The organism is Mucilaginibacter galii, from assembly GCF_014635825.1.
Taxonomy (GTDB): Bacteria; Bacteroidota; Bacteroidia; order Sphingobacteriales; family Sphingobacteriaceae; genus Mucilaginibacter; species Mucilaginibacter galii.
Genome location: NZ_BMDO01000002.1, coordinates 348,050 through 370,863, shown reverse-complemented (window position 1 = coordinate 370,863; position 22,814 = coordinate 348,050). Strand labels below are relative to the sequence as shown.

The 22,814-nt window shown below is 44.9% G+C and carries 24 protein-coding genes; 12 read left to right on the top strand and 12 right to left on the bottom strand.

The window, feature by feature from the left end; translation table 11 throughout:
* Positions 1-335: 335 nt before the first annotated feature.
* Genes lepB through IEV61_RS06670 form a run of 5 tightly spaced genes read right to left on the bottom strand, consistent with a single transcriptional unit; the run spans position 336 to position 4,702 of the window.
* Complete coding sequence (lepB, locus tag IEV61_RS06690) at positions 336-1,442, bottom strand: signal peptidase I (protein WP_188414980.1); 1,107 nt, start codon at positions 1,440-1,442, stop codon at positions 336-338.
* Positions 1,443-1,472: 30 nt separating this feature from the next.
* Positions 1,473-2,225 (bottom strand): 4-hydroxy-tetrahydrodipicolinate reductase, encoded by a 753-nt coding sequence (gene dapB / locus IEV61_RS06685; protein WP_188414961.1) that lies wholly within the window; start codon positions 2,223-2,225, stop codon positions 1,473-1,475.
* Between the two features lie 42 nt (positions 2,226-2,267).
* Entirely contained in the window at positions 2,268-2,954 is a 687-nt protein-coding gene (locus IEV61_RS06680) for a DUF5683 domain-containing protein (RefSeq protein WP_188414959.1), read from the bottom strand.
* A 1-nt stretch (position 2,955) separates the two neighbouring features.
* Positions 2,956-3,891 (bottom strand): ParB/RepB/Spo0J family partition protein, encoded by a 936-nt coding sequence (locus tag IEV61_RS06675; RefSeq protein ID WP_188414957.1) that lies wholly within the window; start codon positions 3,889-3,891, stop codon positions 2,956-2,958.
* A 7-nt stretch (positions 3,892-3,898) separates the two neighbouring features.
* Positions 3,899-4,702, bottom strand: coding sequence for a ParA family protein (locus tag IEV61_RS06670; RefSeq protein WP_188414956.1), 804 nt, complete (start codon positions 4,700-4,702; stop codon positions 3,899-3,901).
* A 160-nt stretch (positions 4,703-4,862) separates the two neighbouring features.
* Between IEV61_RS06670 and IEV61_RS06665 the strand changes: the two genes are divergently transcribed.
* From IEV61_RS06665 to IEV61_RS06650, 4 genes are all read left to right on the top strand, one after another.
* Positions 4,863-5,384: an NADPH-dependent FMN reductase gene (locus IEV61_RS06665; RefSeq protein WP_188414955.1), complete on the top strand. Its 522-nt coding sequence runs from the start codon at positions 4,863-4,865 to the stop codon at positions 5,382-5,384.
* A gap of 132 nt (positions 5,385-5,516) precedes the next feature.
* On the top strand, positions 5,517-6,839 hold the full coding sequence (locus IEV61_RS06660; protein WP_188414954.1) for a PQQ-dependent sugar dehydrogenase: 1,323 nt from the start codon (positions 5,517-5,519) through the stop codon (positions 6,837-6,839).
* Positions 6,840-6,951: 112 nt separating this feature from the next.
* Positions 6,952-9,036 carry a TonB-dependent receptor gene (locus IEV61_RS06655; protein WP_188414953.1) on the top strand — a complete coding sequence of 695 codons (2,085 nt, stop codon included), beginning with the start codon at positions 6,952-6,954 and terminating at the stop codon, positions 9,034-9,036.
* Between the two features lie 22 nt (positions 9,037-9,058).
* Positions 9,059-9,973: a hypothetical protein gene (locus IEV61_RS06650; protein ID WP_188414952.1), complete on the top strand. Its 915-nt coding sequence runs from the start codon at positions 9,059-9,061 to the stop codon at positions 9,971-9,973.
* Between the two features lies 1 nt (position 9,974).
* On the opposite strand, the gene IEV61_RS06645 is transcribed toward IEV61_RS06650, so the two are convergent.
* On the bottom strand, positions 9,975-10,901 hold the full coding sequence (locus tag IEV61_RS06645; RefSeq protein ID WP_188414950.1) for a cobalamin-binding protein: 927 nt from the start codon (positions 10,899-10,901) through the stop codon (positions 9,975-9,977).
* 100 nt (positions 10,902-11,001) lie between these two features.
* On the opposite strand from IEV61_RS06645, the gene IEV61_RS06640 reads away from it, so the two are divergent.
* From IEV61_RS06640 to IEV61_RS06630, 3 genes are all read left to right on the top strand, one after another.
* Positions 11,002-11,625: a LysE family translocator gene (locus tag IEV61_RS06640; protein ID WP_188414948.1), complete on the top strand. Its 624-nt coding sequence runs from the start codon at positions 11,002-11,004 to the stop codon at positions 11,623-11,625.
* A gap of 343 nt (positions 11,626-11,968) precedes the next feature.
* A complete protein-coding gene (locus IEV61_RS06635) occupies positions 11,969-13,279 on the top strand; it encodes a UDP-N-acetylmuramoyl-tripeptide--D-alanyl-D-alanine ligase (protein ID WP_188414947.1) in 1,311 nt (436 codons plus the stop codon).
* A gap of 346 nt (positions 13,280-13,625) precedes the next feature.
* Positions 13,626-14,363, top strand: a complete 738-nt coding sequence (locus tag IEV61_RS06630; RefSeq protein WP_188414945.1) for a zinc metallopeptidase — start codon at positions 13,626-13,628, stop codon at positions 14,361-14,363.
* Between the two features lie 84 nt (positions 14,364-14,447).
* Here the strand turns inward: IEV61_RS06630 and IEV61_RS06625 are convergent, their stop codons facing one another.
* The 3 genes from IEV61_RS06625 to IEV61_RS06615 form a co-directional block, all read right to left on the bottom strand.
* On the bottom strand, positions 14,448-14,951 hold the full coding sequence (locus IEV61_RS06625; RefSeq protein WP_188414943.1) for an SgcJ/EcaC family oxidoreductase: 504 nt from the start codon (positions 14,949-14,951) through the stop codon (positions 14,448-14,450).
* A 67-nt stretch (positions 14,952-15,018) separates the two neighbouring features.
* On the bottom strand, positions 15,019-15,840 hold the full coding sequence (locus IEV61_RS06620) for an AraC family transcriptional regulator (protein ID WP_308472320.1): 822 nt from the start codon (positions 15,838-15,840) through the stop codon (positions 15,019-15,021).
* 73 nt (positions 15,841-15,913) lie between these two features.
* Positions 15,914-17,023, bottom strand: coding sequence for a Gfo/Idh/MocA family protein (locus tag IEV61_RS06615; RefSeq protein WP_188414939.1), 1,110 nt, complete (start codon positions 17,021-17,023; stop codon positions 15,914-15,916).
* Positions 17,024-17,295: 272 nt separating this feature from the next.
* On the opposite strand from IEV61_RS06615, the gene IEV61_RS06610 reads away from it, so the two are divergent.
* Positions 17,296-18,024: a carboxypeptidase regulatory-like domain-containing protein gene (locus tag IEV61_RS06610; RefSeq protein ID WP_188414937.1), complete on the top strand. Its 729-nt coding sequence runs from the start codon at positions 17,296-17,298 to the stop codon at positions 18,022-18,024.
* 20 nt (positions 18,025-18,044) lie between these two features.
* Here IEV61_RS06610 and IEV61_RS06605 read toward each other — a convergent pair whose 3' ends face one another.
* The 3 genes from IEV61_RS06605 to dusB all read right to left on the bottom strand — a co-directional run bounded on the left by IEV61_RS06605 (position 18,045) and on the right by dusB (position 20,018).
* Positions 18,045-18,479 carry a hypothetical protein gene (locus IEV61_RS06605; protein WP_188414935.1) on the bottom strand — a complete coding sequence of 145 codons (435 nt, stop codon included), beginning with the start codon at positions 18,477-18,479 and terminating at the stop codon, positions 18,045-18,047.
* 121 nt (positions 18,480-18,600) lie between these two features.
* On the bottom strand, positions 18,601-18,993 hold the full coding sequence (gene apaG, locus IEV61_RS06600) for a Co2+/Mg2+ efflux facilitator ApaG/CorD (RefSeq protein WP_373867826.1): 393 nt from the start codon (positions 18,991-18,993) through the stop codon (positions 18,601-18,603).
* A 32-nt stretch (positions 18,994-19,025) separates the two neighbouring features.
* Positions 19,026-20,018 (bottom strand): tRNA dihydrouridine synthase DusB, encoded by a 993-nt coding sequence (gene dusB / locus IEV61_RS06595; protein WP_188414933.1) that lies wholly within the window; start codon positions 20,016-20,018, stop codon positions 19,026-19,028.
* Positions 20,019-20,064: 46 nt separating this feature from the next.
* Here dusB and IEV61_RS06590 point away from each other — a divergent pair, with 46 nt between their 5' ends.
* The 4 genes from IEV61_RS06590 to IEV61_RS06575 all read left to right on the top strand — a co-directional run bounded on the left by IEV61_RS06590 (position 20,065) and on the right by IEV61_RS06575 (position 22,799).
* Positions 20,065-21,000, top strand: a complete 936-nt coding sequence (locus IEV61_RS06590; protein ID WP_188414931.1) for a CPBP family intramembrane glutamic endopeptidase — start codon at positions 20,065-20,067, stop codon at positions 20,998-21,000.
* Positions 21,000-21,212, top strand: coding sequence for a putative signal transducing protein (locus tag IEV61_RS06585; protein WP_188414929.1), 213 nt, complete (start codon positions 21,000-21,002; stop codon positions 21,210-21,212). The genes IEV61_RS06590 and IEV61_RS06585 overlap by 1 nt, the downstream gene beginning before the upstream one ends.
* A complete protein-coding gene (locus IEV61_RS06580; protein ID WP_188414927.1) occupies positions 21,209-22,021 on the top strand; it encodes a phosphatidate cytidylyltransferase in 813 nt (270 codons plus the stop codon). The genes IEV61_RS06585 and IEV61_RS06580 overlap by 4 nt, the downstream gene beginning before the upstream one ends.
* A gap of 109 nt (positions 22,022-22,130) precedes the next feature.
* Positions 22,131-22,799 (top strand): phosphatidylserine decarboxylase family protein, encoded by a 669-nt coding sequence (locus IEV61_RS06575; protein WP_188414925.1) that lies wholly within the window; start codon positions 22,131-22,133, stop codon positions 22,797-22,799.
* Positions 22,800-22,814 lie beyond the last annotated feature (15 nt).

Sequence of the window (22,814 nt, the reverse complement as noted above, 5' to 3'; positions counted from 1 at the left end):
CGCCTATTTTATAACTGCTCCAACATTAAAAAGCTCAAACATCAACTGAAGATCTTTGAGCTTTTTCTTTTAGTACCTGGAGTGTAGAATTGCATACTCCTTTATTAATGCCCCTAACCCATGTATTGACATAGTGCAGCTTGATGTGGCATGCGGCGGTTGTGCTTTATTCCCGATGCTTTAAGCTTATCAGAATGTATCACTACAGATGCACTCAAACCTTTATGCTGGCCTCTCTTTCATTATTGCATCCGTTAGCTTGACCACGTTTAAAAACACAGCACAACTCATAAAAAAAGCCCTGGCGTTTGCCAGGGCTTAAAGTTCAATTCTTCTTAGTGGATGCCCATAAACAAGCGGCTCCACCTGATCTTGTGCAGGAAGGAGGCATTGTCGTCCCAACTCATCCATACAAAAATGGCTTTACCCACGATGTGGTCTTCGGGTACAAAACCCCAAAAGCGCGAATCGTAAGAGTTATGACGGTTATCACCCATCATCCAATAGTAATTCATTTTAAAGGTATAGCTATCGGCCTTGGTACCGTTAATGTAAACGTCTTTACCTTTCAACTCCAATTTATTGCCTTCGTAAACGGTAATGGCACGTTTGTAAAAAGGCAACGATAAGCTATCTAACTTAACCGTCCATCCTTTTTTAGGAATGATAATAGGGCCATAGTTATCCTGGTTCCATTTGGCATAATGAGGATCGTACGGGAATACCGCACCACCATCGCCAATAGAATCTTTAGGAGTTATATGCGCTTTTACCTGGGTAATATTGCTAAATTTCTTCAAGGCTGCGGCCGAGGCGGCGGTCATGGTATAGTATGGGCTTTGATCGGGCAGGGTTACGTGCAGTTCTTCCCATGTTTTGGAATTCACCATTGAACCATCGGTAGTTACCTCGTAGTTGATCTGTGCTTCAGGCGGGGCTTGGTTAGCCTTACCGTTTACAAATACCTGGGCATCGGCTATAGACAAAGTATCGCCGGGCGTACCCTGGCAACGTTTAATATAGTTCTCGCGTTTGTCTACCGGGCGGTTAAAAGGCTCATCGGCTTCCATAGGATAATTAAACACCACCACATCGCCTTTTTTAATAGCGCTGAAACCAGGCAGGCGATAGTAAGGCAGTTTTACACCGTCCCAATAAGCTTTTGTGCCGGTAATAGGCATGGTATGATGTGCAAACGGAAAAGCAATGGGCGTCATGGGTGTACGCGCACCGTAGTTTACCTTACTCACAAACAAAAAGTCGCCCACTAATAACGACCGTTCCATTGATTCGGTGGGAATGGTGTATGCCTCAATAAAAAAAGTACGGATGAGCGTAGCGGCAATAACAGCAAATATGATGGCGTCGGTCCACTCACGGGCAGCGCTCTTCTTCTTTTTGGGCTCGTTTTTATCTTTTTTGTCCCAGAATTTCCAATTCATAATTTCTTTATAAGAGTAAGCCTAAATTAATCAGGCGTTAAAGGTAAACATATCTGTTACCTGGTAAAATCCTTTTCTATCTTTTAGCCATTCGGCAGCCAACACGGCGCCTAAGGCAAAGCCGTTGCGGTTGTGAGCGGTGTGTTTAAATTCAATGGTATCCACTTCCGAGTCGTACACCACAGTATGGGTGCCCGGTACATTCTCTATCCGGTGCGATTCTATCAGCAGTTCATTTGATTTCAGGTTATCATCGGCCGCTTCGCCGGTATCGCTGATCAGGATATTTTTCCATTCCTTCTTGGCTTCAATGCCTTCCAGTATCCCTTCGGCAATGGTAATAGCCGTACCGCTTGGCGAATCGAGCTTTTGGGTATGGTGTATTTCTTCTACCTGTACTTCGTAATACGGGTAATTGTTCATCACCTTAGCCAGCAAACGGTTAATGTGGAAGAAGATATTTACGCCAACGCTGTAGTTAGAGCCGTACATCACCGTACTGTTGCTGTCGAGGCATTGCTGCTTTACTTCTTCTAAGTGCTCGTACCAGCCTGTGGTACCTACAACCATAGGTACACCGGCTTCCATACAGGTAATTATGTTGCTTATTACCGAAGCTGGTGTGCTAAACTCAATCACCACATCGGCCTTTTGCAGGTTTTCGGGCGTGGCCTCGTGCTGGTTATCGCGGTCTATCTTTAATACAATTTCGTGCCGGCGGTCAAGCGCGATCTTTTCAATGATCTTGCCCATTTTGCCGTAACCAAACAATGCTATTTTCATTATTTTAAGCTCTTATACGATGGTTAAAGGTTGATTTTTGGTTTACTTAAGCGTAAAGGTAAGTTTTATAACCGGCATAACCGCCATGGTACCGCCTGCATAAAGAGGCGATGCATTTATACCCGGACTCACCTTAAAACTCAGGTCCCTATCCATGGTATAAGAGTGTATAAACTTAGCATCAATATAAGCATCAATCATTTGTATGCCCCATGCGCCTATCACACCCAATATGCTTAGCTGCATGTTACGCTGGTAACCGTTTACAGCACCTTCAATAGCCGTGGTACTTACGCCGGCCAGGTCTGAATACAGTTTTTTTATTTCCGCCGAGTCGCCGTCGTCGGGTTGTTGTGCATTCCTTTTAAGGTTGTAAATCCTCAAGTATTGCTTATAATATTTTTGATTGTATATAATAGCCGACCCTAATAAACCCAGCCCGGTATATACAATTGGCACTTTCCACCAGCGGTGGTTATATAACTGCCCCCAGCCTGGTATTATGGCCGAACGCTTAAAGGCCAGCCCCGGACTGTGCGTACTATCGGGATTATATTTTTTAGTATTTTTTTTACTAAGCACCTTAGGGATAACCGGTTTCGAGGTTATAGAATCCTTTACCCGGTTAAGGCTATCTTTACGTGTGGTTTTTGCAGTGTCGATTTTTTGGGCACAAGCCGTACCTGCAAAAAAGATGAGTAAACATAATATGATGAAATGTCTGTTCATTTTACCAATCGAGCATTTGCAAAATACGATTCAAATCGTCTTGCGATAAGAACGGGATTTCAATACTGCCCGCACCCTTGTTACTTACCTTTAACTTTACCCTGGTACTGAATTTTGAAGCCAGGTCATCTTGGATCTTCTGTATTTGGAAAGGAACAGGTTCGGGCTTACGTTCCTCCTTTTTAGGCGTTCCGTTCTGCAGGTTGCGCACCATTTCTTCTACCTTACGTACCGATAGGTTTTGCTGCAAAATTAATTGGTGCAGGTGTACTTGTTTAATAGGATCTTCGATAGTGATGAGCGCACGCGCATGCCCCATGCTAATGTCACCATCGCGGATGGAAGCCTGAATGCTTGGCGGAAGTTTAAGCAAACGCAGGTAGTTATTTACTGTGCTGCGGTTCTTGCTTACGCGTTCACCTAACTGCTCCTGTTTCAGGCCGCATTCATCCAGCATGCGCTGAAAGCTCAGGGCTACTTCCATAGCGTTCAGGTTTTCGCGCTGAATGTTTTCTATCAGGGCCATTTCCAGCATTTGCTGGTCGTTAGCGGTACGTATATAAGCGGGTATAGTATTCAACCCTGCCCTTTTACAGGCACGCAAACGGCGTTCGCCCGATATTAGCTGGTACGAATGCGAGTTAACGCGCCTAACGGTAATGGGTTGTATTAAGCCCTGCAATTTAATAGACTCGGCCAGTTCAATGAGCGCTTGCTCGTCAAAATCGGTTCGGGGCTGAAAAGGGTTGATCTCTATTTCGGCAATACGGATTTCGTTAACCGAGCCCATGCCGCCGCCGTTATTACCGTTACTATTATTATTGGCACGCCCATCAGTTTCCACCGAATTATAATTCTTTTGCGTATTAACGCTCGGCGAATCATTCAGCAGGGCGCTTAGCCCTTTACCTAATGCTTTCTTTTTTTCTACGCTCATTGAATAATTAAACTGCTGCAGGTGTTGCCTTACCCGATGTTTGCGTTAATCCGTTTTTACGGATGATCTCTCTTGCCAGGTTCAAATAATTAACCGCACCCTTGCAGGTAGCATCGTGCATAATAACCGATACGCCAAAGCTTGGCGCCTCACTTAAACGAGTATTACGCTGTATAATAGTGTCGAAAACCAGGTCTTCAAAATGCGTGCGCACTTCTTCAACCACCTGGTTAGACAGGCGCAGGCGTACATCGTACATGGTTAACAAAATGCCTTCAATATCCAGTTGCGGATTCAAACGGTTTTGAACAATTTTAATGGTGTTCAACAATTTACCCAAACCCTCCAATGCAAAGTACTCGCATTGTACGGGGATGATCACGGAATCGGCCGCAGTTAGAGCATTGATGGTGATTAAACCCAGGGATGGCGAACAATCGATGATGATGAAATCGTACTGATCACGAATTTTATCCAAAATGGCTTTCATTTTGTACTCGCGGTCGGTTAAATTGATCATCTCAATTTCGGCACCTACCAGGTCAATATGCGCAGGCAAAAGATCCAGATTAGGGGTTTCCGTTTTCTGGATAGCCTCGGCCGGGTCAATCTGGTTAATGATGCACTCGTAAATGCTGTTCTTTATGGTACGCGGATCGAAGCCTATACCTGAGGTGGAGTTGGCCTGCGGATCTGCATCAACCAACAGTGTTTTATATTCTAATACAGCTAAACTTGCAGCCAGATTTATAGATGATGTAGTTTTACCTACCCCACCTTTTTGATTAGCCAAAGCAATTATTTTACTCATTTTTGATACCTCAAATTTTACTACGCCCACACCTTACACGTTAACCCGAAGTGAAGGTAAATTTTTCTACTTTCGCTCCGTGCCAACCAGGGGATAAAGATACGAATTTAAACAATTAGGCAGCCCGGCATGTTCGTGTAACTTATAAACACTTTTTTAAATGATCACCATCGTAGCCTCTACTAACCGTCCCGGTAGTTCAACTCTAAAATTAGCTAAATATTATCAAAAGCTACTGTTAAATAAAGGTTTAGAGGCCAAGGTACTCTCGCTTATGGATTTACCTCCCAACTTTATTCAAACCGATATGTTTGGCAGCCGCAGCTCCGGGTTTGAACCTATCCAGCAACTAATAAACGCCACAAAAAAATTCCTGTTTATTATACCCGAATACAACGGCAGTTTTCCGGGTGTACTTAAAGCATTTGTAGATGCTTGTACTTTTCCTGATAGTTTTTACGATAAAAAGGCAGCGCTGGTAGGCCTATCATCGGGCACCTATGGAAACATTCGTGGTATTGACCATTTTGCCGGCGTTTGCAGCTACCTGCATATGCATGTATTGCCGCTTCGCATCCACATTCCGTTGATACGTAAAGAGATGAATGCGGAAGACAACCTGTTTGAAGTTAAAACCATGAAGTTTGTGGATGAGCAGGTAGAAAAGTTTGTTAAATTTTAAAGAGCCCCTCCTAATCCTCCCTGGGAGGGAGGACTTTAAGATTATTACTAAAGTTTTAGACGATTTAAACTCTCCTTCAAAACAATAAATTATCTAAAAGGTTAATTTTCATAGAATTATTAATCATTTACTATGAAGTTTCTCCATTACTTTTCCGTTATTATAGCAGGTTCGCTAGCTTTAACAAGCTGCCAGCAAAAACAGAAACCCGACCCTTCTAAAGCCGATACGATTGCCGATAACGTTGGTCAGCAGGTAGATCTACCCGCACCGTTCGAAACCAAGTCTTCGGCAGTATTCTGTAAAGTTATTGGCTGGCCCAAGGGTAAAACCCCTACCGCAACGGCAGGCTTTAAAGTTAGTTTATATGCCGAAGGACTAAACAACCCACGTAACATTTATGTAGCCCCCAACGGCGATGTTTTTGCCGCACAGGCTACCACCGAGGCTAAAGGACTGGAAAAAGTCAAATCTAAATTAGCCGGTAAAACCGAGTCGCAAAACATGGGCGAAAGCCCTAACAGCATTGTTATTTTCAGAGATAGTAACGGCGATGGCGTGGTAGACAATAAAGGCTTATTCCTTTCAGGCTTAAATCGCCCCTTCGGGATGGCTATTGTAGGTAAATACTTTTATGTAGGTAATACCGACGGCTTATGGCGTTTCCCTTACTCCACTGGCGATACCCGCATTACCGCTGCTGGCGAACGTGTGCTGAAACTGCCTGCCGGTGGTTATAATAATCACTGGACACGTAACCTATTGGTGAGTAAAGACAGTACTAAGTTATACATCACCGTAGGATCGGGCAGTAATGTAGCCGAACACGGTATTGCCAACGAGGCTCGGCGTGCCAACATTTTAGTGATCAATTTGGATGGCTCAAATGAAAAAATCTATGCCAGCGGATTACGGAATCCGGTTGGCATAGCCTTCTTCCCCGGCACCAATACCATCTGGACAGCCGTTAACGAACGCGATGAACTGGGCGATATGCTGGTGCCCGATTACCTGACCAGCGTTAAAGAAGGCGGCTTTTATGGCTGGCCTTACGCCTACTTTGGCAACCACGAAGATCCACGTCGCAAAGGCGAACGCCCCGACCTGGTTAAGCAAACCCTGGTGCCTGATGTGGCTTTAGGTCCTCACACGGCATCGTTAGGATTAGCTTTTTACGGTGGCGACGCTTTTGGCGCCAAGTATAAGAACGCTGCTTTTATTGGCCAGCATGGTTCATGGAACAGTTCTAAACTGGTAGGTTATAAAGTAATAGCTATTCCTTTTAACGGCACCAAACCCGGCAAGCCCGAAGATTTCCTAACCGGATTTATTGCCAACCCGGCCAAAAATGAAGTTTATGGCCGGGTTGTGGGTGTAGCCGTAGCTAAAGATGGTGCGCTGTTGGTAGCCGATGATTCCGGCAATAAGATCTGGCGTGTAAGTGCGGAGAAGTAAACCCCCACTAAATCTCCCCCGGGAGGGGAGACTTTAAAACATATGCTCTTCTTAAGCCCTCCCGCCCGGGGAGGGTTTGGGAGGGGCTTCTACTTTTGTATTTTCGCACTGCATGCTCAAAACATCTACCTTCATTTTTTCTGTACTTATCCTATCCTGCTTGTTAGCTCAGGCGCAACAGCGCGATACTATTAAAAGAGACACCACCCGCAAATTGCAGCCGGTTACAGTGCGTGGTTACTTAAGCGAACAACAGGTTTTTCACGTTCCAGCATCAGTGGGTGTTCTATCAGCCAAACAATTAAGCTTGCAGCCAAATAATTCGCTGGTGAGTGCCATGAATACCATTCCCGGTATACGGATGGAGGAACGCACGCCGGGGAGTTACCGCTTATCTATCAGGGGGAGTTTACTGCGGTCGCCGTTTGGAGTGCGCTATGTGAAGGTATATTATGACGAAATGCCACTGACCGATGCCGGGGGAAATACCTATTTGAACGCGCTTGATATTAGAAGTTTGAATAGCATAGAGGTGCTTAAAGGCCCCGATGGCAGCTTGTTTGGCGCTAACTCGGGTGGAGTGGTCTTAATTAATCCGGTAAGCAGGCTTGCAGATAGCAGCACTGCATCCCTCAGTTTTACCGGTGGCTCATACGGTTTGCTACATGAGAATGCAGCAGTGCATCAGCAATGGAGCAGCAACGAATTAAATATTAACCAAGGCTACCAAAGCTACGATGGCTACCGCGACCATAGTTATATGCAGCGGCAATATATTCAACTGGCAGACAGGTACCGTTATGGCAATGGCAACCAGTTAAAAGCCATGGGCTTTTATTCCGATCTGCAATACCAAACTCCTGGTGGTTTAACGCTTGCGCAGTTAGCTGCTAACCCGCGGGCATCGCGCCCGGCCACGGCTACCCTGCCCGGGGCCATCCAGCAAAATATAGGCATCAATACCAAGGTGCTGTATGGTGGTTTGGTAAACGAGTATCACTTCAGCAACCGTATCCGTAACGTGGCTACTATATTTGGTAGCCATGTTGATTTCGGCAACCCCTTCATTACCAATTATGAGCAGCGTAACGAAAACACCTACGGGGGGCGCACTTATTTTGAATTGAACAGCCTGCCATCCAATACACTTGATTGGAAATTAAACTTAGGTGCCGAGTGGCAGCAAACCAATGCCGACATTAACAATTACGATAACCTGCAAGGCACGAAAGGCAACCCGCAAGCTTTAGATGTGGTGAATACCAACCAGCATTTCTTTTTTACCCGTTATGCGGCCACCCTGTACCGGCGCTTAAATATAGAAGCTGCCTTGAGCCTTAACTATTACCAGTATAAGTTCAGGAACGTTTTTCCATTGAATCAATTGGCCTTAGCTACAAAAAGCTTTACACCTCAGCTGATGCCGAGGGTAGCACTTTCTTATCAGATCTTTAATGATTTTATCTGGCGCGCCTCGGTAAGCCGGGGGTACTCTACGCCAACCATTGCCGAGGTGAGGCCGACCAATAACATTATCAATACCGGCCTGCAACCCGAAAACGGCTGGAACTACGAAACCGGTTTCCGCCTGCGTAACCGTGATGAGAGTATGGTACTGGATGCCTCAGTATTTTATTACCGCTTAAACAACAGCATTGTAAGTCAGCAAAACGCTAACGAAACCACTTATTTTATCAATGCAGGTGGCACCAAACAATTAGGGTTAGAGGTCAACTTTACCAGTTGGATCATGTCGCCTAAAAACAGCGGCTTTATCCGCGGCATACAGTTTAACGAAGCCTTTACGCTGAGCCGTTTCAGTTTTCGCGATTACATAGTGAACAATGCCAACTACTCGGGCAATCGCCTAACGGGCGTACCAAGGCAGGTAGCCGTGAGCAGTCTGCAATTCAGGCTCCCACAGGCTATTTACCTATTTGTACAGCATAACTATACCGCACGCCTGCCGGTTAACGATGCCAATACGGTTTACGCCGCTTCGTACCACTTGCTGCAAGCCAAGGCAGGCTGGCAAATTAATATGAGCCGTAAGCTTAAACTCAATATTTTTGCCGGTGGCGATAACCTGCTGAACAAAAAATACAGCTTAGGTAACGACCTGAATGCCGTTGGCAACCGTTATTATAACCCGGCCCCGTTAAGAAACTATTATGCAGGACTAAGTGTTGGTATATAAAGATTTAATTACGCAATTATAAATGCCCTTAATTCAGGAAAACAGCAACAATTTATCAGTAATGGAAGTTGTGCGTAAAGGTAAAAGCACACTGCTTTTTCCGCGCATCCTTTTTACCTTCGGGCTAATCCTTTTCGTATTTATAGGGTGGATGTTTTTTACCATTTTGAGTAACGCTACTCTGAAAGATGCTGGCTTTGTTTCCAAGTTTGGCTTGTTCTGGATAGTTACATTCATCCCCTTTAACTTACTCCCGTTTTGGTTTTGGAGCAGGCGCACTACCCGCTGGAAATTATGGGCGTTCAACAATGTTAACAACGTACACGAGCTTAAACACTTTGCAAGGCGTGCTGCCTTATATGCAAACTATGGCAGCTTTTTAGATAGGATAACTATTCAAACAAAAACCGAGCGCGAGCAGTGGGCCAAGCTGCAAAGCAAATTTAAAAGAACCGATGTTTTTGAAGATGATGTTGAGGTACCGGCCGAAACCGTAGTTTACTATTCTACTGCCGTTAGGTTATTGAATATAATATTCTTCCTGGTTATAGGTGGAATTGGCTTTTTTATTACGCAGGCCGCTTTCAACCCACGGATGGATAAGTGGGTGGCCTTACCCGGCATAGGTATAATGGTTTGGATGCTCTATCTCCTATTTACAATGATCAGAGATGTTATTCAACATAAGCCACAAATGATTTTGAGTAATAAAGGCATCGAAACCATTAAAGATGGCCTGCAAAGTTGGGACGTTATATTCAACGAGCATTTAACCCCCGGAAACAGGCGCGATATGGGCTGGATATTGCGTTACAATTATGCAGGTGGTTCAACAAGGATAGACATAGGCCACTATGCTATTAACCATGAAAATTTAGATCACTTATTAATGGCCTACCGTGGCCGCTATAATGAAGGCAAACGCAAAACTCATTAAACTACACTTCAAACTTTATCCACCCTTCGCCCTCGTAGCCAAAAATAAATTGCTTAGGGTAAATGATCTCAGCTAAAATTTCAATTGAATCTACTATACGTGGGCCGGGGCGGTTAAAGTATTGGTTACCGTCGGCAATGTAAAAACGTTTATTTTTAATGGCCTGCAAATCGGCAAAGCCGGGCAGTTGCAGCAATACGTCAATCTCTTTCAACGTGCGCTCTATAGAAAAGCCGCAGGCCATTACTACAATAATTTCAGGGTCTTGCAGGCGCAAATCTACCCACTCTACATAGGGCGAATGCATGCCGGCTTCGGCCAGTACGGGTGTACCGCCTGCTATCTGCACTAACTCGGGCACCCAGTTGCCCGATACCATGAGCGGTTCCAGCCACTCTATGCAGGCTACGGTGGGTTTGTTCTCTACAAATTTGAGCTTGTGCTGTATGAGGTCAACGCGTTCCTGTAAATCTTCCAGCAATGCATTACCTGCAGGCACAACATTTAATGCACTGGCCACCTGTTGTATGCTATCAAATATGTCGGCCAAACTATCGGGCTGTAAGGAAACAATATGGGCAGGTTTCTCCAACTCATTAGCCAAGGCCTGTTCTACCTCGGGCAGCGATACGGCGCAGGCCGCACACTGGTCTTGCGTAATAACCACATCCGGTGCTAACTGCTTCATAAGTTCGGTATTTACCTCGTATACCGAAATAGCGTTGGTCAATAATCGCTTCACTTGTTGGTCTATAGCCAAGCTGCTTAAACCGGCGCCTATACGGTCGTATGAACACACGGGCAGCTGCTTTACCGTTTCAGGATAATCGCACTCATGCGAGCGGCCAACTAATTGGCTTTCTAACCCTAAGGCACAAACAATTTCGGTGGCAGAGGGCAGCAGGGATATGATCTTTGGAGCAGGCATTCAGTATTCTATCTTACGAAATGCAAAGAAAGTTTAAATTCGGTGCTTACTCAAATAAAATGGTCGTACAAATCTCAAAAAACGGATTACTTTTGGGTCCATGATTTTCCTAACCTTTTTCCTGGGGCTGATTGTCAACTTTATAGGTTATATACCTCCGGGTAATATCAACCTTACCTTAACCACCTTAGCTATTAACCGGGGCATGCGGCAGGCCTTGCGCTTTATCATGGCTTTTTCTTGCGTAGAGTTTGTATTTACCTTCTTTTTTATGCAGGCAGCCAAATGGTTATCAGAGCAGCCGCATGTAGAAACCATTATAGACTGGATCATGGTGGTGCTTTTTGGTACGCTGGGAACCATTACCTGGCTTAACCGCAAAAAAGCCCCTAAATCAACCTACTCCGATAAAGAAAGCATCCGTTATGGCATCATCCTGGCCATTGTGAATCCAATGCAAATTATTTTCTGGATGATAGCCGGCACCTACCTGCTGGCCCATGAGTGGATACAACCCGGACTGTTTCCTCTGGTGATATTCAGCTTAGGATCGGCAGCCGGTTCGTTTTTGTGTTTATACGCCTACGCCAAATCGGCCACCTATATTCAAGGCAAATTTGCGTTAAGCACACAGATGATCAATACCGGTATTGCCGTGCTGTTTTTCGGGTTGGCAGCTTACCATGTGGTTAAGCAACTGTGGTTAATTTTGGCGCATCGGTAACCCCTCCCAACCCTCCCCAAAGGACAGGGCTTTGAAATTTTACTCAAAACAATACTGAAATTAAAAAGCGGGGGCCTGCCAGCGCACCCGGCCGGGAGTTGGCCTTGTGTAGTGGCAGGGATTGCGATGGATAGGCGTTTTTGTTACTTTTGGGGCTATGCCAAAAGTAATGGGCCTCTCCGGCCAAGAGGAGACAAAGTAAGTTCTTCAGCACAACACTAAAGTTCAAAACGCACTGACTTCTCGAACAGTATTTCTCACTATCGTTCGAAATGACAACATAGGGCAGCAATTTTGAACGTATCCCGTAACTTCATTACGTCAAACTCTTTTATATTTGTGCATGGCCATTGAACAACTATACGACCTTTATTTACAGCATCCCGTAATCAGCACTGATACCCGCAAAATTGCGCTGGGAAGTTTATTTTTTGCTTTAAAGGGCGATAAGTTTGATGCCAATACCTTTGCCGCTCAAGCGCTTGAAGCAGGTGCGGCCTATGCCATCATTGATGATGCGGCCTATCGCACGTCCGAAAAAACCATCCTGGTAGATGACGTATTGAGCACCCTTCAGGATTTGGCCCGTTACCACCGCAAGCAGTTACAAATACCCGTAATTGGTTTAACCGGTACCAATGGAAAAACCACTACTAAAGAACTCATTAATGCTGTGCTGTCGCAGCAATTTAATACACTGGCTACCGCAGGAAATTTGAACAACCACATCGGCGTCCCATTAACCATGCTTTCTATCAACAGCTCGCACCAAATAGCGGTAATTGAAATGGGCGCCAATCATCAAAAAGAAATTGAATTACTATGCACCATTGCCCAGCCTACCCACGGATTAATTACCAATGTTGGCAAGGCACATTTAGAAGGTTTTGGCGGTGTAGAGGGTGTAAAAAAGGGCAAGGGCGAATTATATGATTACCTGAAAGCCAACGGCGGGATTGCGTTTGTAAACTCCGACAGTAACGATCTGTTAATTATGCAGGAAAGCCGCAACCTCGAAAATGTGATCTATTACGGTAAGCAGTCTTTCTTAAACACCATTGACGGCAACTTGCTGCAAAACACGCCTTACCTGGCTATACAGTGGATGGTAAAAGAAAAAGAAGCCCCATCCTACGAGGTAAACTCACATTTAACCGGCGAGTACAACCTGCCCAACATACTGGCTGCTATTTGCATAGGCCATTATTTTAAGCTGAGTCCTGTTGAAATCAATGCCGGCATTGAAGGTTATCAACCGCAAAATAACCGTTCGCAAATTGTAAAAACGGCAACCAACACGCTCATTTGCGATTATTACAATGCCAACCCCAGCAGCATGATCGTGGCTATTGCTAATCTGAACAAGATGCAGGCCGAACATAAAGTGATGATACTGGGCGACATGTTTGAAATGGGTGCCGAAGCTGCGGCCGAACATAAAGCCGTAATTGAAGCCGCCTTGGCCGTACCAGCCGACCAGCATATTTTTGTGGGGGCAGAGTTTTACAGGCAGCAAGCCAATTTTAAGGGCACATTTTATCCAACGGCCGAAGAGGCCATGAACAGCATTAAAGCCAGGCCGGTACACCATGCTACGGTTTTAATAAAAGGATCGCGCGGTATGGCCTTAGAAAGATTGGTGCCCCTGTTTTAACAACCCCGGCTACTCAAACATTGGCTATTCAGCGGCAGTGCAAAAGACAGCATTACCTTAAACTCGCCAACAGCATTAGCCTACGCCAGTTCATGCTCATAACACCATAATATATCCCGGGTAATAAGTATTTATCAGCCGTAAAAATCTAACGTTAATACCCGGTAAGCCTAACGCAATATTATAATACTGCAAACTGCTATGCTTATCATATCCTGATGTCAATTTAACACCTTTACTGCACAAATGACATTGATACCATTAAAGAATATCTAAAAATTAACCGTAACACGCACCAAACCACAGCGGAATACTTTTTGCTCAACTTCTTAAAATAGCAATTAAGATGAACAACATACTCATGATATTAGGTTACATAGGCGGAGACGGCTTCAACTCAGCGTGGCTCCTCATGATCGGTATTGCCTTGGTAAGCTTTGTGGTGCAGTGGCGCTTTAAAAGCAAGTTTAAGCAGTATGCCGAAATAGGTCTATCGTCGGGATTGTCAGGTGCGGAGGTTGCCCAGCGTATGCTGCGTGATTATGGTATATCCAATGTGCAGGTTATCTCGGTGGAAGGCCAGTTAACCGACCATTATAACCCCGAGAACCGAACCGTAAATTTAAGTCCCGATGTTTACCATAGCCGCAGTGTGGCTGCGGCCGCAGTAGCGGCACACGAGTGTGGCCATGCCGTGCAACATGCCAAGGCTTATAGTTGGCTAACGTTCCGCTCGGCTATGGTGCCTGTGGTGCAAACTGCTTCTACACTGGTGCAGTGGACTTTAATGATTGGCGTTATGCTGTTATTCTTCAGCCATAGCCCAACCGTGTTGTTTATTGGCGTTATAGCTCTAGGGATAATTACTGCGTTTAGCTTTGTTACCCTGCCTGTTGAATTTGATGCCAGCAGGCGTGCCCTGGCCTGGTTAGATAATAATTACAGCGTTATGCAAACCCGCCAGGAACGTGATGAGGCCAAAGATGCCCTTTGGTGGGCCGCTATGACTTACGTGGTTGCCGCATTGGGCTCGCTGGCTACATTGCTGTACTACCTGCAATTGCTTAACAGCCGCAGAGATTAATTTCTTGATACCAAAAAGCTCCGTTTGCATATGCAACGGAGCTTTTTTAGTTAGGCCTCTTCCAATAACTGCCGATTGTATTACCTACTTAGGCATAAATTTAGCCGGGGCATTCTTTTGGGCAAACGGGTCAACCACCACATTTTCGCCGGCGGTCATTAACCATTTTCCGTTTTGCTTTACATATACCAGTAAGGCCAGGTTGTCACCTTCGGGCATTGCATGCCCATCGGGGGTGGTAAAAGATCCTATATGGCTGGTGAAATGCACTAAGGCTACCGTAGGGCTTATAAAGCGAATTGCCACATTCTTTTTTTTCATCGGTGTGTTTTTAAACATCCTATCGTGGTAAAACTGCGTGCTAAATTCAACTTCTTTCCGGTTTTTCCACCACATGCCTACTATGTTCACCCAATCACAATCGGGGGTGGTATAGTTTTTCATATCGCTGTGATCGTGGTTGTTCCAACTAATTACCATAGCATCTACCTGCTTTTCAATGGCCTGAGCATCTTGCTTACGGTTTTGCGCCCAACCGCTAAAAGTGAATAGCAGGGCTGCTAATGAGATAATAATGCTTTTTTTCATGGTGCTTTGTTTTATAGCACCAAAACTACCTTGCGTGTAACGGGCGCGATAGTACAAAAGCGACATCTTAAAACTTCATTCCGGCCTGTAAACCCATGGGTACACTATTAATTTCGAGGGCAATAGTACCCGGTACAGCATCTGTAAATTCTTTAAAATCGCGGATGAGATGCATCTGGTCAAAATAACCACAGGTGTGAGCAATAACTGTCCAGCTTAAATGGGGTTGCCTCTCTTTTAAACGGTAAGCTTTTGAGAACCTGATCAATCTGGAGAACACTTTGGGCGAATAGCCCATTGTTTCTTTAAACTTTCGTTCAAACTGCCGTAAGCTTAAACAAGCCAGCGAAGCGGCCAGTTCTATCGGCAACAGGCCGTCGCTTTTAACCATTTGTTTAAGGGCCATATCAAAAGCGGCAACCGGGGAGGCAACTATTTTGGTAAGGAAATATTCATCTACAATGGTCTTCATTTCCAAGGGCTGCTTGGCCTCACGCAGTTTATAGTTCACCTCGCTTAGTCCGCTGCCCAGAAGCCAGGTGGCTTCATAAGCCTGATCAAACAACTCGTGCATGGGCATTTTAAGCAGGCGGTGCAGCCCTCCCGGATGGAAAACTACGGAGACGATGCAATGGTTCGATCCCATTTTGAGATTTACTTTGGTAACCTGCGGACCAATCACAATGCAATCGGGTGTTTGCTCAAAAATACTGTTCACCCTTTGCGTTTGCATAGGGTCGCGCGGGTAAAAATGTATGCTGTGCTGGGGTGTAGGCGGAAACGGAAATACCAAGTGATCCAACTCTGGCCGAAACGTAGCTTCCATGACCATAATGTGGCTAATAAAGCCGCTCAATGCAGGGTGTGGCTGATAAATTATTGGCCTCAAGGGTGTTACATTTTTACCAAGATAAATAAATTTCTTAAAGTTTACTCAACAAAAAGTTTAAGCAGATACCGGATTAAACCAGTTCCCTTTTCCCGCCATTAGCCAAGCTACGGTATATAGCTTCTACCACTTTCATATCTTTTAGTCCTTCTTCGCCGGGTACGCGGGTAGCTTTACCAGAGTTCACGCACTGCGCAAAATCGTCCATTTGGGCGGCCTGCTGGTTCATAGGAGGATAGCTGATGGGGCCTAATGTAGATTGACCTTTGATACCATTGTACGGAAAACCCGGATCGAGCCCGAAGCTACCCTTTTGTGTGGTGGCTTTTAGGCTGCTCCAGTTATTGTTATAACTGCTTTGGCATTTGGCCTTTAAACCATCCGGAAACTCAAGCTCGAAGTATACCGTTTCGTCTACTTCTTTAAAAACATCGGGGCGTAGTTTCTCCTGCCGTGCGGTTACAGCAATGGGCTCTTTACCCGTGGTGTAGCGGGCAGCCTGTATGGTGTAAACGCCCATATCCATTAAACCGCCACCGCCGGCCATGGCTTTTTTGAGGCGCCAGGCATCAAAGTTACCATTACCCCACTTAAAGCCGTTGGCCGCCTCAAATGCGGTTAACGCACCTAATACCTGCTTCTGTCCTAAGCGCATAACTTCCTGGTGGTAGGGGTCAAAATGCAGGCGGTAACCAATGGAGAGCATACGGTTGGCCTTTTTACAAGCATTGATCATTTCCTGGCAATCGGCCACGTTAAGGGCCATGGGTTTTTCGCAAATGACATGCTTACCAGCCTGCGCTGCCCTGATGGTGTATTCTTTATGCATGGATACCGGCAGCACCACGTACACAATATCAATATCTGGGTTATTCTTTATGCTATCGAAATTTTCATAGTTATAAATATTTTTTTGAGGAATATTATACTTCTGCGCCCACTCGGTTGCTTTGGCAGGCGTACCGGTTACAATGCCGGCCAGGTAACAGTGCTGTGCTTGCTGCAGGGCAGGCGCTAATTGTCCGCTGCTGTAGCCACCTAAGCCCACCAGCGCAATACCCAGTTTTTTGCCGGGCTTGGTTTGGGCATAGGCCGGCAGCCATGTACTCAGCGTTAAGGCACCCGCACCTATGGCCGCTGTGCGTATAAAGCCACGTCTCGAAACGTATTCATCATTTTTCATAAAGTAGATTTTTGGTATATCAAACTTATGAAATTTTGCCGCAATAACGCAAGCTAACCCACTGAAAATATGGTTAGTGTGTGGTAATACTGCCGTTAGGCCTATTCAGCTCCAGTCGGGTAAGTTCTTCCTGCAATAAAACAATAGACCTGTATATTTTATGCTTTTCGCCCCTGTTAAGCCTGCTGTTTACAGGACAATTATTTTTCAGGTTTTTTTATGGAATAGTCGATGAGCATGCATCCTATGCATAACCAACAACACATAACATTATGCAAACCATCACCCAGATTACACAACCGCAGCCTTGCCACGAATCTTGGGCCGGCATGAGCGCCACAGAAAATGGCCGTTTTTGTAGCAGTTGCAGCAAAAACGTCATCGACTTTACCAGCATGACCAACCAGCAGATCATTGATCACTTATCCGCTTCTGGCAACAATACATGCGGCCGCATTTATACCGGGCAGTTTGCGGCGGTAAATGCAGAGCTTAGTACACCGCAATTGCCTAAAGCCGGTTTATGGAAACGGTTAATGCTTGCCCTGGCCCTCTTTTCATTTGTGCAGCAGGTTAAAGCGCAGGCTCCGGTTAGTAAAGCCAAAACTGTGCAAAGCCAGTATGATCAAATTACCGTAGGTGAAGTAATGGTAGAAAGCCCGGTGAATAAAAGTACAGTAATTACCGGCAAGGTGGTAGATGAACAAGGTAAACCGCTTGCGGAGGTTACCATTGTAGCCAATAAACAATCTGTTATTACCGATGCTGCGGGCAACTTCAGGCTGAGTGTACCGGCAGTTACGCCGTCTTTCGAAGTAAGGCACATTGGTTACCAAACCAAAACGGTAAAAATTGGCAAACAAACCTCCAAAAAGTATTTCATTAAAATGGAAGCAGCTGGAATGTACCTCGGAGGCTTAGGCGCTGTAAAACGGCCGGGTACTATTAAGAACTTCTATGCGCAATATTTAATCAAGCCAATAAAAGCACTGATAGGGTAATTTTGAATATGGAATGAGCTTTAGTACTGGCCTTGCTTAAACTCTTTTATAAGGGCTATAATTTTGGAGGGGCTTTCGGTTAGCCAAGTAACGTCAATTTGCCTGCTTGCATCGGCCGTTTCAAAGTACAAAAAGTAGCTGCGGTAACGGCCTTGTGCTTGTTCAACAATTTTTTCATTACTTATAGCCAACCATGGGTAAAATTCACCGTTGCTGGTTTGCATACCGTCTTTACTAATAATAAGTTGAGGAGCATTAAATTTAAGCAGTTCGTGGAAGTTGGCGAAAATAGTAAGTAGTCCAATGGCAATACAAACCAGAGCCATCATGAATTTGACCCAGCCTCCCCAGTGGAAAAGTGAATAGATACCAAACGGCACTAATAAAGCGGCACTGGCATCTAACAAAAGACGAAATCGGGATATTTTAATAATAACCTGATGGGGAAGTGGCATAATAAAGTGATTAATGGAGTAACGCTACTCTACCGTTTATGTTTACTGCAGACTATGATGGCCAAGCTCAAATAAAAAAGTCCCGGTGTTGCCGGGACTTTTTACTAAATACTATTATAACTTAATTAAGCTTAAAAGGAGCGATGAGGTAAAATTCAGGAATATTTGCATCGAACATGGTATTATCTATCAGGCGCAGCATTTGGTATTCACCTTTCATGCTTCCCATATCTGTTTTTAAATTACAGCCTGATATATATTCGTGCGATTCGCCGGGCTCTATAACCGGTTGCAGGCCTACTACGCCCTCGCCTTCTACCTCGCGGCGTGTACCGTTAGAATCAAAAATATCCCAATGACGGCGCATTAACTGCACAGTGTAGTCGCCTAAATTCTCAATATTTATCTTGTAAGCAAACATGTAATGCTCACTTGCCGGATTTGAGTATTCGGGCTGGTACTGGGTTTCGACCGAGATCTTAACCCCATCAGTAATGGTAGTAGTAATTGCCATAAGTTCAAATTTACACCCTCTTAGTTCAATAATCAAGCCATTGCTTCAGAATATTTCTCATTGATCTGCCATAATATCTCGTGCAGCTCCTCAATATTCTCTGTAGATACCATCCTCATCCTAAACTCCTTAAAGTTATCTAACCCCTTAAAGTAGTTAGAATAATGACGGCGCATTTCAAATATACCGGTTTTAGGCCCTTTCCACTCTATTGATTTATCGAGGTGGGTTTTACAGGCATCTATACGTTCGGCAATGGTAGGTTTTTCGCGGTGTTCGCCGGTAGCAAAAAAATGTTTGATCTCGCGGAAAATCCACGGGTAACCAATAGCTGCACGGCCTATCATCATTCCATCGGTACCGTATTCCAGGCGCCAGTTAGCCGCTTTTTCGGGCGAATCTATATCTCCGTTACCAAAAATAGGGATCTGCACCCGCGGGTTTTTCTTAATCTCGCGGATGAGCGTCCAGTCGGCCTCACCTTTATACATTTGAGCACGCGTACGGCCATGTATGGTAAGCGCCTTAATGCCAACATCCTGCAGGCGTTCGGCCACCTCGTAAACGTTCTTGGTGTTATCGTCCCAGCCTAAGCGGGTTTTTACCGTAACGGGTAAGTGGGTGGCTTCTACAACGGCTTTGGTCATGGCCACCATCTTGTCAATATCTTGCAACAAACTGGCACCGGCGCCACGGCAGGCTACATTTTTAACCGGGCAACCGTAATTAATGTCCATTAAATCGGGACCGGCCAGGGTGGCAATTTCGGTAGCGGTACGCATGCTGTTAATATCGCTGCCGAATATCTGGATGCCTATAGGGCGCTCATACTCAAATATATCGAGCTTAGCGCGACTTTTAGCGGCATCGCGTATCAACCCTTCCGATGAGATGAACTCGGTGTACATCATATCTGCACCGTATTGCTTACACACGTAACGGAAAGGCGGATCGCTCACATCTTCCATCGGCGCCAGCAAAAGCGGGAACTCCCCTAAATCTATATTTCCAATTTGTACAGCCATGGCTTATCTTTAACCGCTGCAAAAATACGAAATTTGCAACAACTCTATGATCACCGAAAAACCACAATATAAGCGGGAACTTTCGCCGCCTTTACAGCTCCTCACCTTAATAAGCATTACCATAGCGCTCATATTTTTAGGCGGAATTGTTGGCGGAGGTTATATAACTGCCCGCTACGGCACTGTAGTTTTACAACAAATTAAAGCCTCTCAACTCAATTCGCCGGATGCCATTGAAGCTATGTGGATATTGCAGATCATGAGCATGACCGTTCCGTTACTGATTATCCCCGTTATTTTTGGCAGGTTTGTTATGAAAGAGCCGGATGCCTACCTTAAAACCAATATTCGTTTCCCGTTGGTTTTGCTGATGATGGTTTTCTCGATCATGGTCATGAGTACACCTATAATGGAAGTACTGGTGCTGGTAAATCAAAAAATGGTATTACCCGATTTTTTGAGAGGGTTGGAAAACTGGATGCGTGCATCAGAACAATCGGCACAGAAGATAACCGCTGCTTTGTTAAAAATGAACAACTGGGTAGATGTGCTTAAAGCCGTTTTATTGATAGGTTTAATAACCGCCATTGCCGAAGAACTAATTTTCAGGGGCTGCATGCAAACTATTTTTATACGCTGGACTAAAAATACCCATGTGGCCATTTGGATAACGGCCGCACTTTTCAGTGCTTTTCACCTGGAGTTCTTTGGCTTTTTACCCCGGCTAATGCTGGGCGTATTCTTTGGCTATTTTGCGGCCTGGAGCGGCAGCATATGGCCGGCGGTATGGGCACACTTTTTAAACAATGCATCGGCCGTGGTAATTACCTACCTGTATCAGCACAAAAAAATTGACATAAACCCCGACGAAGCCCACTCGTTTAATTACAGTTTGTATGTTTTAAGTATCATAATTACCGTAGCTTTGTTTTGGAGTTTCCGTACGGCGGCACTTCAAAAGAAAGACCATCAACAGTATTAATGGAAAAAAACTGGGTTAAAATTTTTACCTCTAACAATTACTATCAGGCCGAGATCACCAAACAGGTTCTCATTGAGAACGAGATCGGCGCTGTGCTGCTTAACCGGCAGGCATCATCTCACCATAGCTTTGGCAATATTGAAGTCTACATTCACCAGGAAGACTTTAGCCGTGCTATTGAACTGATGGTTATGAATCAGATCACTTTATGAAAACACGTGCTATAACCGGAATATTCTTCGTTGCGGTAATGCTGGGCTCTTTTTTTGCCGGCTCAACAACTTTCTCCATATTTTACGGCTTACTGGGTTTACTTTGCCTGCAAGAGTTTTACGGCGTATTAAAAAAAGCAGGATTGCAACCCAACCTGCCTGTTGGTATGCTGAACGGCGTAGTTATTTACGGAGCATTTGCCGCCTCTTTTTACCTCGATACCTTGTTAATGCACAAGGCCATATTTTTGCTTACTTTACCATTACTGGCTGTATTTGTATTGGAGTTGTATAAAACATCGGCCAACCCATTTGCCAATATTGGGTATACCTTTTTAGGGCTTATATTTACGGTGGTGCCGTTTATCTTTTTCCATGCATTGGCCTTTGTAACCAACGAACCGTTTAACTTTCACATCCCGATGGCCTTTTTGCTTATGCTTTGGGCTAACGATACAGGCGCTTACCTGGTTGGCCGTCAGTTTGGCCGCACCAAGCTTTTTGAACGGCATTCGCCCAAAAAAACTTGGGAAGGCTTTATAGGCGGCATCCTCATTGCAGCAGTTGTAGGGTATGTTATCAGTATTTACTTTCATGAATTACCGTGGCGCAACTGGGTATCTATCGGTGTTATTATAGGCACAGTGGGCACATTGGGCGATTTGGTAGAATCGATGTTTAAGCGTAGCCTGAATATTAAAGACTCGGGAGGATTACTGCCCGGGCACGGCGGTTTGTTAGACCGGTTCGACGGCTTGCTGTTGGCAGCCCCGGTGGTTTTTGTGTATTTATATCTTATTTTTAATTAAACCCTGCTATTGGGGCTGCTTGATATTTTAACGAACCAGAGGTTGTTTATAAATTATTTTGTTCAGCAATTTGAGTTAATTAGTACTTTTGCAACCTTATAATAAAACTATGACTTTTCATAAAGAAGGATACACTTCGATGGCACTTTGCATTTTGTTCATTTTTATACTGAATGCGCTGGTGCACTTTTTTTACCCCGATGTAATGGTACTTAAATGGTTTGTTTATGTACTGTCGTTTTTCCTGTTCATTGTTATCCTTCAGTTTTTCCGCAGCCCCAAGTTTGCCATTACTACCCACAACCAGCATGTAATATGCCCGGCCGATGGTAAAGTGGTGGTTATTGAAGAAGTAGAGGAAACCGAATACCTTAAAGATAAACGCATACAGGTATCGGTGTTTATGTCGCCGGTAAATGTGCACGTAAACCGTAACCCTATTGCCGGTATCGTTAAGTACTTTAAATATCATCCGGGTAAATACCTGGTGGCCTGGCACCCCAAATCATCTACCGAAAACGAGCGCACTACCATTGCTATTGAAAGCCCCGAAGGCGTAACCGTATTGTTTCGCCAGATTGCCGGTGCCTTGGCCCGCCGTATTGTATGGTATGTAAAAGAAGGACAGGAAGTGGAGCAGGGCGCACAATTTGGCTTTATTAAGTTTGGTTCGCGGGTGGATATATTTTTACCAGTAGGTACGCAGATCAATGTAGCCCTTGGCGATAAAGTTAAAGGCGGACGTACCATACTGGCCGAATTAGCCGTTAAGAGTTAATCACACCAAACCCTG